Source organism: Sphingopyxis sp. EU05-FHT14B03 (assembly GCF_058790875.1).
This window is the reverse complement of the sequence record NZ_JBYTDC010000001.1, coordinates 1,077,997-1,092,600: the sequence shown is the minus strand read 5'-3', so window position 1 is coordinate 1,092,600 and position 14,604 is coordinate 1,077,997. Positions and strand designations below refer to the sequence as shown.

Below are 14,604 nucleotides of genomic sequence, written 5' to 3'. Positions count from 1 at the left end.
TCATCCCATCAACACGGTCCTGAAGACCGTCGTTTCTTGAAGTTTTCATGCGCCCAAAGAGGCGGGTCACCCACAGTTCTGACGTTTGGACAAAATTTGTCAATTCGTTTCTGGCCGCTTCCGGGTGGCCATCGGTTGCCGAAGGGTCAAGGGCGGCCTGTCTGGCTTTCCCCGAATCCGGCGCCGACAAACCTGCGCCTAGGCTGCTGCATAATCAAGTGACTTAGTTATCTGATTATCACGTTTTCGATTGACTCTTGGCGGCCGCAGCATTTGAAGGAGGGTAAGCGCTAATCATATAGAGGATTGAGGATGGAACTGGGCTTCGGGGCGGAGTATGACGCCTTTCGTCAGGAGGTGCGGGACTTCATCGGCCAGCATTGGCCGCCCGCCGACGGCAATCTGAAATCGCGCGAGAACGAGCGGGCGTTCGTGATCGCGGCGACCGAGCGCGGTTATCTGCACCGTGCGATCCCCAGGCGCTTCGGCGGCAGCGAACAGGCAGCCGATATCGGCAAGGCGGAGATCATTCGCGAGGAGCTGACCAAGGCGCGCGCGCCGGCGGGTCGCATTCCGGGCAATGGGCTGGTCGTCCCGACGCTGCTCGAATGGGGCACCGAGGACCAGAAGGACCGCTTCATCGCGCCGACGCTGCGCGGCGACATCGTCTGGGCGCAGGGTTTTTCCGAACCCAATGCCGGGTCGGACCTCGCATCGCTGCGCACCAAGGCCGAGCTTGTCGGCGACAAATGGATCATCAACGGACAGAAAATCTGGACCACCCACGCGCACAAGGCGACGCACATGTTCTGCCTCGTGCGCACCGAACCCGATGCGCCGAAACATGCCGGTATTTCCTATCTGCTCATCGACATCCGGCAGCCCGGGGTGACCGTGCGGCCACTGGTCCAGATGACACGCCAGAAGGAATTCAACGAAGTGTTCTTCGACAATGCCGAGACCCCCGCCGACATGCTGGTCGGCGAGCGCGGTCGCGGCTGGAACGTGACCCGCTCGACGCTGAAACACGAACGGTCGGGCATTTCGTCGATGACGTGGAGCCTGTCGATGTTCCGCGACCTGGTGAAAATGGCGAAGGAGGTCGAGCGCGACGGGGCGCCCGCGATCAAGGATCCCCGCATTCGCGAGGAACTCGCCGCGATCGAGGGCCAGTTGATGTCGCTCACTTATTCGACCTATCGCGCGACATCGCACGACATGCACGACCGCGACATCGGATCGTTCCAGACGATGCCGAAGCTCTATATGACCGAGCTTGCCGGGCGGATTTCCAGGCTCGCGCGCGATATCATCGAGGATGATTTCACCGACATGGGCGGTGCGCGGCTGAAATGGATCGAGCGCTTCATGATCTCGCTGTCGATGTCGATCGCCGGCGGCACATCGAACATCCAGCGCAACATCATCGCCGAACGGGGTCTCGGCCTACCGCGCGACCGGTCGCAGGGGGCGGGCGCATGAACTTCCTTCTCTCCGACGATCAACTCGCGCTGCTCGCCTCGATCGAGGATCTGCTGCGGGACCGCTGCGATTCACTCCGGGTCCACAAGATTTTCGACCTCGAGGGCGAGGCGCAATATGACGCCGAGCTCTGGGCCGCGCTTGTCGATATGGGCCTGCCCGCGATCTTCGTACCCGAGGAGCAGGGCGGACTCGGGCTGGGCATGGTCGATCTCGCGGTCGTCGCCGAACTGCTCGGCGCCTATGCCGCGCCGGTGCCCTGGCTCGGCCATGCGCTGGCGATTGTCGCGATCGCTTTGGGCGGCAGCGATGCGCAAAAGGCCAGGTGGCTGCCACGGCTCGCGGCGGGCGAGATTTTGGCCACCGTCGCTTTCGGCGAAGGCAAGGGCGCCTGGCTCCCGGGGGAATGGCAATTGTCGGCGGCTGGGGGACTGACCGGCACCAAGGTGCTGGTGCCCAACGCCGCGGAAGCCGATCTCATCGTCGTCGGCGTCGCCGAAGGGCTGGCGCTGGTCGAGAAGGGCGCGGCCTATAGCACGCAGCGGATCGACAGCGGCGATCGCACGCGTCCGGTCGACACGGTGGTTTTCGACGGCGCCGAGATCGAGCTGCTCACGGACGGGCTGGCGGTGCGCGACCGTCTGATCGACGCCGCCGCGGTCCTGATCGCCGCCGATGCCTTTGGCGGCGCCGAGCGGTGCGTGACGATGTCGGTCGACTATGCCCGGGTGCGCGAACAATATGGCCAGCCCGTCGCGGGCTTTCAGGGCCTGCGCTATCAACTGGTCGAAATGGCGCTGGCGACCGAACCGGCGCGAGGGTTGTACTGGTATGCGGCGCATGCGTGGGATGCGCTGCCCGAAAAGGCCGCGCATGCGGCGGCGCAGGCAAAGGCGCATCTGACCGACACCTATCTTCAGGTTACGCGCGACACGGTCGAGGCGCATGGCGGCATCGGCTTTACTTGGGAGCATGACACGCACATCTATATGAAGCGCGCCATGCTCGACTGGGCCTGGCTGGGATCGCCCAGCCGCCACCGGCTTCGCGCGGCGGATCTGGCGGGCTGGTAGATGGACCAAGTACAGGATGTCGTTCTCTATGCGGTTGAACGGGGCGTCGCGCGGATCACGCTCAATCGTCCCGACCGGCTGAACGCGTCCAACGGCTTATTGTCGCGCGGCCTGACCGCCGCTTTCACCCGCGCTGCCGCCGATCCCGCGGTGCGGGTCGTGCTGCTGACGGGGGCGGGGCGGGCGTTTTGCGCCGGCGCCGACCTGCAGGTCCTCGACGAACTTTCCGATGATCCGGCGGCGCAGAATTCGGGTTCGGGCGGCCTGCGCTATGACGGACTGATGTCGATGCCAAAGCCGGTCATCGCCGCCATCCTTGGTCCGTGCGCGGGGATTGGCCTCGCGCTCGCCTGTTCGGCCGACATTCGCGTCGCCGCCGACGATGCGATCTTCGTCGCCCCGTTCGCCAAGCTTGGACTGTGTGCCGAGGGAGGGCTGGCGTGGCTGCTGTCGCGACTCGTGGGTCCGGGCAATGCCGCCGAAATGCTGCTCTCCGCGCGGCGGATCGCCGCCGACGAAGCCTATGCCAAGGGGCTTGTCTCGCGCCTGTTGCCGCTCGCGGGGTTTCACCATGCGGCCCTGGCCTATGCGGTCGAACTGGCGCAGGGCGCGCCGTCGAGTTTCGCGCTGATCAAGCGCCAGCTTGGCGATGCTAGCGGCGAGACTTTCGAAACGGCGCGAGCGAATGCGGCAGAGCTGGCGCGCGAAACCCTTCATGGCAGTGATTTCGGCGAGGCGCTGGCAGCGAAACGCGAAGGGCGGCCGGCGCGCTTCACGCCCGTTACCGCCGTCTTCGCGCCGTCCATAAGCGAGAGCTAGATCATTCGAGCTTCATCAGATGTTCGGTCCGGTAAACCTGCAGCGCGGCGTAATCGCCGTCGCGGACGCGGTTCGCGAAATCGGGATTGGCGATCATCATCCGTCCGACCCCCAGCAGATCGAAATCGCCCCGTGCAAAGCGCCGCAGCGCCTCTTCGAGCATATGCGGCGGGCCGTCGATCGTCGCGACATCGGTCGGCGCCGCTGCCTTGCCGCCGGCCGCGACGGCGCGCAGCGCGGCCATCGCGTCCTTTTCCAGCACCTCCTTGGCGATCCCCAGCGAGCCGACCATCATCGTCGGCTTTCGCGTCAGCCTTTTGATCCAGCCCGACAGGCTGAGGTCCGATCCCGCGAATTCGGCTTCCCAGAACCGCCGCGTCGAACAGTCGAACAGGTCGGCGCCGGCAGCTGCCAGCGGCTCGACGATTTCGGCGAGCTCGTCGGCGGACTCGGCGATCCGTGCGCGATAGTCCTGCTGCTTCCACTGCGACAGGCGCAGCATGATCGGAAAGTCGGGCGCGGTCGCGGCGCGGCAGGCGGCGACCACTTCGGCCGCGAAACGAACGCGATTGACCAGGCTACCGCCATAGGCGTCGGTGCGGCGGTTGAAGCGCGACCACAGGAATTCGTCGATCAGATAGCCGTGCGCGCCGTGGATGTTGATCCCGTCACACCCGATCGCCATCGCGGTCGCCGCGGCGCGGGCATAGGATGCGATGCACTCGTCGATCTCGGCGACCGTCATCGGCTCTTCGACCTGCACCGGCTCGGGCGGGGTCAGCGACGGATCGATCAGCCCCGGCATATAGAGCCCCGACGGCCCCATCGACTTCATATCGCGGTTGGCCATTTCCAGCTTCGGGTCGTCGGCCGGATACGGCGAACGCATCAGCGCGGCGTGCCAGATCTGCGGCATGAACGCGCCGCCCTTGGCATGCACGGCATCCGCGACCTTCGCCCAGGCCTCGGCGCCCGCACCATATATCGTCGAGCTGGTCCGCATGTGCATCGCGGTCGGATGGTCGATCGCGGTCGCTTCGCCGATGACCAGTCCCGCTCCGCCTTCGGCGCGGCGGGCATAATAGGGCGCATAGCCCGGCGACAACACCCCGTCGCTTGCCGAACCGCGCCCCATCGGCGCCATGACGAAGCGGTTTTGCAGCGTCAGCCGGCCGATCGTCAGCGGCGTGAAAAGCGGCGAGACGTCCAGCGGCTGCGCGCCGTTTCCGGCGGTCGCGCCGGTGGTTTTCATACGCTCGGGCTCCGCCGGGCCGGCCTCGTCGGTCATAGCGATCGTCGCGGTTTGCAGCATAGCTCACTCTCCCCTTGTTCGTCTGACGTCTTTTAAATAGTATACTGATATAATCAGGTGACAAGGGGGGAGTCGATGGCGGACGGCGCGACGGAGGACTGGGCGCAGCGGTTGGAGAAGATCGAGGCGCAGCTTGCGATCCAGCAACTTGCCGCGCGCTATGCGCGCGCGGTCGACAGCCGAAACCTGGACGATCTCGGCGCGTTGTTCGCGCCGCAGACGCGCTTCGGCGACGACGGGCTGGGGGCGACCGGCGCGCGCGCCTTTTACGGCCGCGTGCTCGCCGGCTTTTACCGCAGCTTTCACCAGGTCGCCGGCCATGTCATCACCGATATCGCCACCGACAGCGCGCGCGGCACCGTCTATTGCCGCGCCGAGCATGAGGACGGCGACCATTGGATCGTCAACCTGATGGTCTATTTCGACCGCTATTGCCGCGTCGACGGGCGCTGGTATTTTCTCGGACGGCGGCCGCGTTTCCTGTTCGTCGGCGACCCGCGCACCGCGCCGCGCACGATCGATTTCAACCAATGGCCGGGGCGCGAGGATCGCTTCCGCTGCGAATTGCCGCAATCGGACGAGAGCTGGGGTCAGTATTGGAACGGGCATCCCGATGAGCGGGCGGAGGTGACCAGCTTGCCCTGAACGGCCTCAGCGCGCCGACCAGCCGCCATCGATCGGGATCGTCAGCCCCGTCGCATGCGCGCCAGCGGGCGCGGCGGCCCATGCGACCGCATCGGCGATCTGTTCGGGCGACATCATCTGCCGCGACGGGTGAAATTCGCCGACGAGCGCGGTGCGCGCCTCTTCGGTCATCGCTCGCGCGATATTGGGGGTCAGCGTCAACCCCGGCGCCACGACATTCACGCGGATGCCCCGATCGGCATAGAGCACCGCCGCCGCTTCGCTGAGGTGCACGACCCCGGCCTTCGCGGCATGATAGGCATAGGAGGCGAAGCGCGTCACCCGGATGCCCGCGAGCGATGCGACGTTGACGATGCTGCCCGACCCGGCGGCGAGCATCGGCGGCAGCGCATATTTCATGCCCAGCATGCAACTCGTCAGGCATTGGCGCAGCGTGTTGTCCCAAGCATCCAGCGCGACGTCTTCCAGCCCGATTCCCGCGGCATCGCCGGCGCCGAAATTGCCGACATTGTTGATCGCGATATCGAGGCGGCCAAAGGCGGTGAGCGCCGCCGCGACGCTCTGTTCGGCATCCGCCTCGACGGTCGCATCGGCGCGGAGGAAGGTAGCAGCGCCCGACATTTCGCCCGCCATCCGCTCACCGGCGGCTTCGTCGATATCGGTGAACAGGACCTGCGCGCCGCCGGCGATCAGGCGCCGCACGATCGCTTCGCCGATCCCCGACGCGCCGCCGGTGACGAGCGCGACATGGCCTGCGAACCCCTGGGTCATGACATCCTCCTCGCTCGCCTAAGGCGACATGAAAAGGCCGCCATCGGCCTGGAAGGTCATGCCGGTCAGGAAGGAGGCGTCGTCGCCCGCGAGGAACACCGCGAGGCGGCCGCCGTCGGCATAGATGTCGCCATAGCGGCGCAGCGGAATCGTCTCGACCGCCTTTCGGGCATGCTCGGGCTGGTTGCGGACGAAGCTCTGCAACGCGTCCGAGGCGATCGCCGGATTGATCACATTGGCGGTGATGCCATATTTGCCCCACTCGCGCGCGGCGGTCCGCGTCAGCCCGCGGATCGCCTCTTTCGCCGCGTTGTAGGCCGCCGATCCTTCATAGCCGATCTGCCCCCAATAGGAGCCGAAGTTGATGATGCGTCCGGCGCCCGACGCCTTCAGATGGGGAAAGGCCGCCTTCATGAAATAATAGGTCGCGGTCGGACCCGTCGCAAAGGTGCGGTCCCACTCACCATCGTTGAAATCCTCCAGCGGAGTGATCACCGGTGTCGGTGCGGGCTGGTCGGCGGTGCCGAAACTTTGCGCGTTGTTGACGAGGATATGGAGCGCGCCAAAGCGCTCGACCGCGTCGGCCACGGTCGCGACGATGTGGCCTTGATTGCCGACATCGCAGACCATCCCGACGCCCGTGCCGCCTGCTGCTGTGATTTCGGCGAGGGTTTCGTCGATGCTGCCCTGCGAACGCGAGGCGACGACGACATTCGCGCTCTCACGCGCCAGTTCGACCGCGATGCCGCGCCCGATCCCGCGCCCGGCGCCGGTGACGATCGCGGCGCGGCCGTCCAATAATCCCGCCATGCTTGCTCTCCTCGTTCGTCGCGTCAGGTCAGGACCAGCCGCGAATTTTCGTCGAACGGCAACAGGTCCTCGCCCTCGCGAATGCGGCGCGTCCAGTGCGGATCGTGCATGATCGCGCGGCCGACCCCGACCAGGTCGAACTCGCCGCGCGCGAGGCGTTCGGCCACTCTGTGGACATTGTCGCGCGCCGCGTCGGACCCGCCGGTCTTTTTCGAATCATAGACCCCCGACGACAGGCCGACGCCGCCGACGGTCTGCGCCGCCTTGCCGGTCAGCTTTTTGGCCCAGCCGGCCAGGTTGAGCGGCGAGCCTTCGAATTCGGGCTTGTCGAAATAGCGCTGGCTGCCGTCGAAGATATCGACCCCGGCATCGGCGATCGGACCAAGCACCTCTTCCAACTGCCGCGGCGTATCGGCGAGGCGGGCGCGGACGTCCTGTTGTTTCCATTGCGAGAAGCGGAAGTTGATCACCGGATCGGGGCCGATCTCGCGGCGCACGGCCTCGACCAGCGCGGCGGCGAAGGCGGTGCGGCCCTTATGGTCGCCGCCCCAGCGGTCGGTGCGGCCGTTGGTGCCCTCCCACAGGAAATTATCGACCATATAGCCATGCGCGCCGTGGATCGCGATCCCGTCGAAGCCCGCTTCCATGGCCCAGCGCGCGCTGCGGGCAAAGCCCTCGATCACGTCGCCGACCTCGCTGTCGGTCATCGCCCGACCGGGTTTGGCTGCGACCCGTTCGATATAGTCGGGCGAGACCATCGCGGTTCGGTCGAGTGGTCCCCAGACGCCCGACGGCCGCACCGTTTCGACGCTGGGAAAGGGCCCCGTTCCCATTTCGCGCATCACCCCCTGATGCCATAATTGCGGCATGATCACGCCGCCGGCGGCGTGGACGGCATCGATTACCGCGCGCCAGCCGTCCAGCGCCGCCTGGCCATACATGTGCGGGGCGTTGTCGCCATCGACGCCGCTGCCGCCCAGCGCGGCGGGATGATCGACGCCGACGCCTTCGGTGATGATCAGCCCGGTGTCGGCGCGGCGGCTATAATAGTCGGCGACATCGGCGCCGGGGACGCCCTGCGGCGAAAAGCCCCGCGTCATCGGCGCCATGACGATACGGTTCGCGAGGCGCAGCGAGCGCAGTGCGAAGGGAGAGAAGAGGGGAGCGATCCGCTCGTCCATGGGGTGTCCTTTCGCCTGGGTCATTGCGACGGGGCCGCAAGGCTGCGCGGGAGTCTCTGTGCCACAAGGGCACCGATCAGCGCGGTGGCGGCGACGAACAGAAAGACATTCTCATAGGCCGCCTCGGTCGGGAAGACGCCGGTGGCCGCCCCGTGATGACCGGCCCCCGTCGACAGCATCGTCGCGACGGTCTGGGCGCCGATCGCCATCGCGGTCGACCGGATCACCGCCATCATCCCGGTGGCTTCGCTGACCCGGTCCATCGGCGCCGCGCCGACGATGACGATCGGGATGGTGACGTACACGATGCCGAGACCAACCGCCTGGACGACGAGCAGCAGCATCACGGTCATGATATCCTCGTGCCAGGCGACCAGCGCGAGAAAGGATGCTACTACCATCAGGCACCCCGTCGTCGCGACGCGGCGCGGACCGAATTTCTGGTTCGCGCGCGCCACCAGCGGATAGATCAGCCCGGTGAGGATGTTCGCAGGCAGCAACAGAAAGCCGGCGAGCGTCGCGCTGAGTCCCAGCCCGGCCCCCGTCGCGGGCGACTGCTGGCCGAACAGCGCCATGATCTGCCCGCCCTGGAACACGCCGAGCGCGATCGTCACGAACAATATATTGGCCCATGCTATCTGCGGCTTCGCCAGCAGCCGGACGTCGATCAGCGGATTTTCGACGGTGAGTTCGCGCCAGATCCAGGCGATCAGCGACAATATGGCGACCGCCGCATAGACCATGGTCATCGGATCGGTGAAACCGGCGTGGCCCCCGTTGTCGATGGCTAGCAACAGGCCCACCGCCGCCGGGATAAACAGCAGGCCGCCGACCAGATCGTCGCGCACGCCGCCGAGGTTGGACCGCTTGTCGGGGGCGACATGGATCAGCACCGCGACGAAGGCGATGGCGCCCATCGCCGCCGAAACCTTGAAGATCATCGACCAGTCGGCATAATCGACGATCAGGCCGCCGATCACGAGCCCCGATGCCGCCGCGATGCTGGCCGACGACGCGATGAGGCTGATGCCGAGCGGCACGCGGTCCGCCGCGACCCGTTCGCGGATCAGGCCGAAACACAGCGGGATGATCGCGCCGGCCAGGCCCTGCATCGCGCGCCCGGTGATCAGCCAGCCGAGGTCGCTGGTGACGCTGCTGATCAGCGATCCGACCGTCGACAGCGCGACGACCCAGAGCAGGATGCGCCGCCGCCCCAAAAGATCGCCGAGCCGACCGAACAGCGCCGCGCCCGCCGCCGACGACAGCATGAAGGATGTAACCAGCCAGCCCGCCGACGACGTGCCGCCGAAGTCGGCGACGAGGCTGCGCATCGCGGCATAGATCATCGTCAGTTCGAGCGCGGCGACGACCTCGGCGATCATCAGCGGAATGATGAGCCGGTAAAAGGCCGAAGCCTCCGATCGGGCGGGCGATGCTTCGGTCACTCTATTCTCTCTCCCGCACGATCATTCTGCCTTCGGATCAGCCGCGCGGCATACCGAGGATGCGCTCCGATACGATGTTGCGCATGACCTCGTTCGATCCGCCCGCGATCGTCCAGCCATAGCTTTTCAGGAAATCGTTCATGCGCAGCCGGCTGCTGTGCCCGGTGCCCGGGATCGACGGCTGCCACTTCAGCGCCGCGATGCCCTCGGCGCGCAGCAGGAATTCGGTGTAGCGTTGCAGGAACGGACCCCAGATCAGCTTGATATAGGTCGGCAGCGTCGGCGACGCCTTGTCGGGATTCGCCTCGAGTTCGATCAACAGCTTGCGGATCATTAACCGCAACGACTGAAGCTCGGCATGGAAGGCGGCATATTCTCGGCGCAGCTGGACGTCCTTCATCCAGCTGTCCTTGGCCTCCTCGGCGTCGAGCTCGAACGACCGCGCGAGCCGCTCGACCGCGCCGAAGATCAGCAGGCCGCGTTCGGTCGACAGGGTGGATTGGGCGATGTTCCAGCCATTGCCCTCGGCGCCGATCAGATTTTCGGCCGGGATTTTCACATCGTCGAGGAAGATTTCGGCGAACTCGGACTCGCCGGTGATCTGCAGGATCGGGCGGACCTCGACCCCCGGCGATGTCATGTCCATGATGAAATAGGAGATGCCGTCATGCTTGCGCTTGCCGTGCGGGTCGGTGCGCGCGAGCAGCAGGCAATAGTCTGCGTGCATCGCCGCCGACGACCAGATCTTCTGCCCGTTCACGACATAATGATCGCCCTCGCGCCGCGCAGCAGTGCGTAGCGAAGCAAGGTCGGACCCCGCGCCGGGCTCCGAAAAGCCCTGGCACCAGATGTCGGCGCCCTGCGCGACCCCGCCGATATAGCGGTCCTTCTGTTCCTGCGTGCCATGTTCGAACAGCGTAGCCGGGGTGTGGAACAGCGAGATGGTGAACATGTCGAGTTCGGGCGCGTCGGCCCGCGCGAATTCTTCATAGACGATGATCTGATACGCGAAGGGAATACCGGGGCCGCCCCACTCGCGCGGCCAATGCGGCGTCGCCAGCCCGACCTTGCGGCGTTCATCGAGCCATTCGACGACGATCGCCTTGAGTTCGGATTCGCGTACCGCCTGCCATTGCCGGCGCCAGTCGGCGGGCACGGTGGCGGCCAGCCAGTCGCGGATTTCCTGTCGGAAAGCCGCCTCGTCGCCGACCTTGGAAACGATGTCGAATGTCCGGCCCATCACGCGGCCTCCAGCATGTCGGCAATGCGGTCGAGCAGGACCACCCGGGTGCCGAACAGCGCCTCGTTGAGCTTGGCGCGCTTCAGATAGATATGCGGGAAATATTCGGCGGTGAAGCCGACCCCGCCGTGAAGCTGAATGCAATCGCGCGAGATCTCCGCGACGATCCGCGTCACATGCTGTTTCGCCGACAGCGCGTCGAGCAGCGCGTTGGGGTCGTCCGCCGCCAGTCCCGCCGCATGCTCGACCAATCCGCGCGCCGCGACCAGCGCCGCCTGATGATCGGCAACGCGGTGCTTGAGCGCCTGGAACGACCCGATGACGACGCCGAATTGCTCGCGGATCTTCATATAGTCGATCGTGCCGGCCAGCGCGACTTCGCCGCCACCGATCGCGTCGGCGGCGATCGCCACCGCCGCCGTGCGCAGCAAAAGATCGTCGAGCGCGCCGGGATCGCCGGCCAGGATGACGGCATCATCGCCAAGCGCCACGCCATCGAGCGTGACGGTGCCCAGCGTGCGGGTCGCGTCGGTCAGCGCGTCGCGGGCGATCGTCACCCCCGCCGCGTCGCCTGGGATCGCGAGCCAGCAGGCGCGGCCCGCCCTTTCGCCACGAAGGAAAAGGATGGTCGCCGACGGCGCGTCGACCATGTCCGTCACGGTGCCGCTCGCCATCTTTCCGTCGATCGCCACGATCGCATCGCCAGGCTGTGCCACGGCGGCGCGCAGCGATCCGTCGGCGAGCCGCGGCAACAGCGCGGCCTGCTGCGCGTCGCTACCCGCCGCCGCGACCAGCGCCGCGGCGAGCGTCGTCCCGAGCATGGGGACGGGGGCCGCCGCGGCGCCGAGCGCCGAATGCAGCGCTGCGGCGGCCTCGGTGCCGAGCCCCAGTCCGCCATGCGCTTCGGACACGGTCAGTGCAGTCCAGCCGAGCGCCGCCATTTGTTCCCATAAGGTATCGGCCATCAGCGCGGGCGCCCGCGACCAGGCGACGGCGCGCTCGCGCGGCCATTCGGCGCCGAGCATCTCGGCAAAGCTTTCGGCGAGTACGCCGAGGTCGATGTCATCGGACATGGTGCGGGGGCTTTCTGTTCACTCGTCGATGAAATCGGGCGGGCGTTTGTCGATCATCGCCTGCACCGCCTCGCGGTGATTGGGCGATTCCCACGACCGGGTTTCGAGCCGCAGCATCTCCCCCATGTAGCGCCGCGCCTTGTCGAGGATGTCGAGGTTCAGAGCCTGCTTGGTCGTCTGCAGCGCGCTCGGCGATTTGGAGAGGAAGGTGGCGACCCATTTGGCGACCGCGGCATCGAGATCGTCGCGAGAGACCGATTCGGTGATCAGCCCCTTGGCGGCGGCGTCCTTGCCGCGCAGCGGATCACCGCTCAGCAAATGGCGGCGCGCCTCGACCAGTCCGACCAGATTGGGCCACAGCAGCGAACCGCCGTCGCCCGCCGCGAGACCGACGCTGACGTGCGGGTCGCCGATCAGCGCGTCTTCGACCGCGATGGTGATGTCGGCCGCGAGCGCGAGGCTGGCACCCATGCCCATCGCATGACCGTTGATCCGGGCGATGACCGGCTTCGGGCATTCGAGCATGCCGATGATGATCGCGCGCGCTTCGAAAATTCCGACATGCCAGCGTTCGCGATTGCCCCAATTGTCGATCATCCTTTTGGGATCGCCGCCGGCGCAAAAGCCGCGTTCGCCCGCACCGGTGAAGATGATGACGCGCACGCCGGGGTCGACTCCGGCGTCGGCCCAGATGCGCGTCAGTTCCTCATGCGCCTCGGGCGTCATGCCGTTGAGCGGCGGGTTGTCGAGTGTGATCGTCAGGACATGGCCGTCCTGCCCGACCTTGATGGCCGAATAATTCGCGTATCGCGCTGACACCCTCAATCCTCCTAACTGGTATACCATATTCCTTGCATCGAACGGCGGTTCGCGGCAAGCCCCATTTCGACATGGCGCGTGACGGAGAGCGAATATGACCGAAGCCAAGGCGATGCTGCTCGTGCTGCAGAACCCGAAATCAGGCCGGGAAACGGCGCACCGCGACTGGTATCTGGCGCATCATCTTCCCGATGTCTGCGGCGTCCCCGGGGTGCTGCGCGGCGAATTTTCCCGCGTTGCCGAGGGTAAGGAAAGCCCGCGATGGTCGAACGCCGCGACCTATTGGCTGGACGGCGACCCGGCGGCGATCCTGACGGAAATATTCACCCGCGCCGGCAGCGGCGACTGGACGATGAGTGACACGCTCGACGGCGAATCGATGATGATGGCGATCGCCGAGGCGCTGACGGAACGCCGGCGGTCGACCGTCACGCCCGACGCCGGGGGCAAGGACCGATTGCTCTATATCGTCCTCACCAACGCCACGCCCGGCGACGACGACGTCTTCAACCACTGGTACAATCACACCCATCTGCCCGACGTCCTCGCGGTGCCCGGTTTCGTTGCAGCCCAGCGCTTCCGGTTGATCGACCATCCGGCATTGCGTCCCTATCCCTATCGTTATCTGGCGATCTGTGAAGTCGCGGCGGGCGAGGCCGATGCCGCGCTCGCCGAACTCGCGGCGCGGGCCGGGACCGAACGCATGGTCTTGTCGCCGACGCTCGACCGGTCCGCCGCCGCCGCCGCGCCCTTCGCGGTCGACGGCATTTGCCTTGGCTCAGTCTGACAATTCGGCGGCCCGGCGTTCCTGCTTGCGTTCGATTCGCGCGATCCAGCGGCGGGCATGATCGAACATCGCCCGCATCGACGCCATCGCGCCATCGCGGTCGCCGGCCGCGATGGCATCGACCATGTGGCCGTGTTGCATCTTGAGTTCGGGTAGGAAATTCTCGTCGGGCATCGGCATCACCGTCAGGCCGTATCGGAGCGCGACCCCGACAAACAGCGCGAGCGCGCGGTTGCCGCTGTGATCGGCGATGATCTGGTGAAACTCGCACGCCGAGGCGAGATAATGACCCGCCGACGCCTGGTCGAGCCGCACCAGCGCCTTGCGCAGCGCGCCAAGCGATTCGGCGTCGGCGCGGCGGACGAATTTCTCGACCGCCGCGATCTCGAGACAGCTTTGCGCCTCCCACAGATGCGACAGCGGGATGCGCGAGTAGGTGAGGAAGATCGCGGTCAGTTCGATCGTATAGGCCGGGTCGCATTCGCGGATGATGACGCCGCCTTGCGCGCCGGTCTTGACCCGCACGATATCGTGCAGTTCGAGCGGCCGGAGCGCCTCGCGCATCACCGCGCGGCTCGTGCCATAGCGCCGTTGGAGTTCGCCTTCGTTGCCCAGGTTGGTGCCGCGCTTCGCCCCGGCATTTTCGATATCCTGGACCAGCCGCAGCGCAATCGTCTCGCTCAGCTTGGGCACCGAGCCGGCGACCATGCGCTCGTTGGCGAGATCGGTGATCGTCCGCCGGTCGACCGCCTCGAGGAACAGTTCGATCGCCAGGTTGTCCGCGTCGGCGTGCAGCCGCGGCGCGGCGCGCAGGATCGCGGCGGTATCGTCGAGCAGCGGGCGTTCGACCTTCGTCAGTTCGAAATAGGTTTTGGCGGCAAAGACGATCGCGTGGCGCGGCGGCGCCTTGACGACGAGGCCGCCATAGACGCCGCGCCGCATCCCCGCCGCGCCATGCCATTCGAGTTGGCGCACCGCTTCGCGGAAGGTCGCGCGTGAGACGCGGAACATCTCCATGAAATCGGCTTCGGTGCCCAGCACCTCACCCTCTTTCCAGCCGCGCCGGATGATCTCGCCGATGATGCGTTCGGCGACAATCTCCCCCAATTTTCGTCTGCGCTTGCCCGCGCCCACCATCTTCGATCTG

Annotated in this window: 14 protein-coding genes; 5 read left to right on the top strand and 9 right to left on the bottom strand. The window is 66.3% G+C overall.

Features of this window, described 5'->3' with window-relative positions; translation table 11 throughout:
- The first annotated feature begins 312 nt into the window (after positions 1-312).
- The 3 genes from AC3WS4_RS05350 to AC3WS4_RS05340 are packed head-to-tail and all read left to right on the top strand — an operon-like array spanning position 313 to position 3,374.
- Positions 313-1,482, top strand: a complete 1,170-nt coding sequence (locus AC3WS4_RS05350; RefSeq protein WP_492735942.1) for an acyl-CoA dehydrogenase family protein — start codon at positions 313-315, stop codon at positions 1,480-1,482.
- A complete protein-coding gene (locus tag AC3WS4_RS05345; protein WP_492735944.1) occupies positions 1,479-2,555 on the top strand; it encodes an acyl-CoA dehydrogenase family protein in 1,077 nt (358 codons plus the stop codon). Before AC3WS4_RS05350 ends, AC3WS4_RS05345 begins: the two co-directional genes overlap by 4 nt.
- Positions 2,556-3,374, top strand: coding sequence for an enoyl-CoA hydratase-related protein (locus AC3WS4_RS05340; RefSeq protein WP_492735946.1), 819 nt, complete (start codon positions 2,556-2,558; stop codon positions 3,372-3,374).
- Position 3,375: 1 nt separating this feature from the next.
- Here the strand turns inward: AC3WS4_RS05340 and AC3WS4_RS05335 are convergent, their stop codons facing one another.
- Positions 3,376-4,686, bottom strand: a complete 1,311-nt coding sequence (locus AC3WS4_RS05335) for an oxidoreductase (RefSeq protein WP_492735948.1) — start codon at positions 4,684-4,686, stop codon at positions 3,376-3,378.
- Positions 4,687-4,761: 75 nt separating this feature from the next.
- On the opposite strand from AC3WS4_RS05335, the gene AC3WS4_RS05330 reads away from it, so the two are divergent.
- Complete coding sequence (locus AC3WS4_RS05330; protein WP_492735950.1) at positions 4,762-5,331, top strand: nuclear transport factor 2 family protein; 570 nt, start codon at positions 4,762-4,764, stop codon at positions 5,329-5,331.
- Between the two features lie 6 nt (positions 5,332-5,337).
- Here the strand turns inward: AC3WS4_RS05330 and AC3WS4_RS05325 are convergent, their stop codons facing one another.
- From AC3WS4_RS05325 to AC3WS4_RS05295, 7 genes are read right to left on the bottom strand one after another with little or no spacing between them, the layout of a single operon-like run.
- Positions 5,338-6,102: an SDR family NAD(P)-dependent oxidoreductase gene (locus AC3WS4_RS05325; protein ID WP_492735952.1), complete on the bottom strand. Its 765-nt coding sequence runs from the start codon at positions 6,100-6,102 to the stop codon at positions 5,338-5,340.
- Between the two features lie 18 nt (positions 6,103-6,120).
- Positions 6,121-6,912 (bottom strand): SDR family NAD(P)-dependent oxidoreductase, encoded by a 792-nt coding sequence (locus AC3WS4_RS05320; protein ID WP_492735954.1) that lies wholly within the window; start codon positions 6,910-6,912, stop codon positions 6,121-6,123.
- A gap of 23 nt (positions 6,913-6,935) precedes the next feature.
- A complete protein-coding gene (locus AC3WS4_RS05315; RefSeq protein ID WP_492735956.1) occupies positions 6,936-8,093 on the bottom strand; it encodes an NADH:flavin oxidoreductase in 1,158 nt (385 codons plus the stop codon).
- Between the two features lie 20 nt (positions 8,094-8,113).
- Complete coding sequence (locus AC3WS4_RS05310; protein WP_492735958.1) at positions 8,114-9,538, bottom strand: MFS transporter; 1,425 nt, start codon at positions 9,536-9,538, stop codon at positions 8,114-8,116.
- Positions 9,539-9,575: 37 nt separating this feature from the next.
- Entirely contained in the window at positions 9,576-10,778 is a 1,203-nt protein-coding gene (locus AC3WS4_RS05305) for an acyl-CoA dehydrogenase family protein (protein WP_492735960.1), read from the bottom strand.
- Positions 10,778-11,851 (bottom strand): acyl-CoA dehydrogenase family protein, encoded by a 1,074-nt coding sequence (locus AC3WS4_RS05300; RefSeq protein ID WP_492735962.1) that lies wholly within the window; start codon positions 11,849-11,851, stop codon positions 10,778-10,780. The genes AC3WS4_RS05305 and AC3WS4_RS05300 overlap by 1 nt, the downstream gene beginning before the upstream one ends.
- Before the next feature lie 18 nt (positions 11,852-11,869).
- Positions 11,870-12,670 (bottom strand): enoyl-CoA hydratase/isomerase family protein, encoded by an 801-nt coding sequence (locus tag AC3WS4_RS05295; protein WP_492735964.1) that lies wholly within the window; start codon positions 12,668-12,670, stop codon positions 11,870-11,872.
- Between the two features lie 94 nt (positions 12,671-12,764).
- Between AC3WS4_RS05295 and AC3WS4_RS05290 the strand changes: the two genes are divergently transcribed.
- Positions 12,765-13,457 (top strand): hypothetical protein, encoded by a 693-nt coding sequence (locus AC3WS4_RS05290; RefSeq protein ID WP_492735966.1) that lies wholly within the window; start codon positions 12,765-12,767, stop codon positions 13,455-13,457.
- Here the strand turns inward: AC3WS4_RS05290 and AC3WS4_RS05285 are convergent.
- The gene (locus tag AC3WS4_RS05285; RefSeq protein ID WP_492735967.1) at positions 13,449-14,564 is read right to left on the bottom strand and encodes a GntR family transcriptional regulator; all 1,116 of its coding nucleotides are present in this window, start codon (positions 14,562-14,564) and stop codon (positions 13,449-13,451) included. The genes AC3WS4_RS05290 and AC3WS4_RS05285 overlap by 9 nt on opposite strands.
- Positions 14,565-14,604 lie beyond the last annotated feature (40 nt).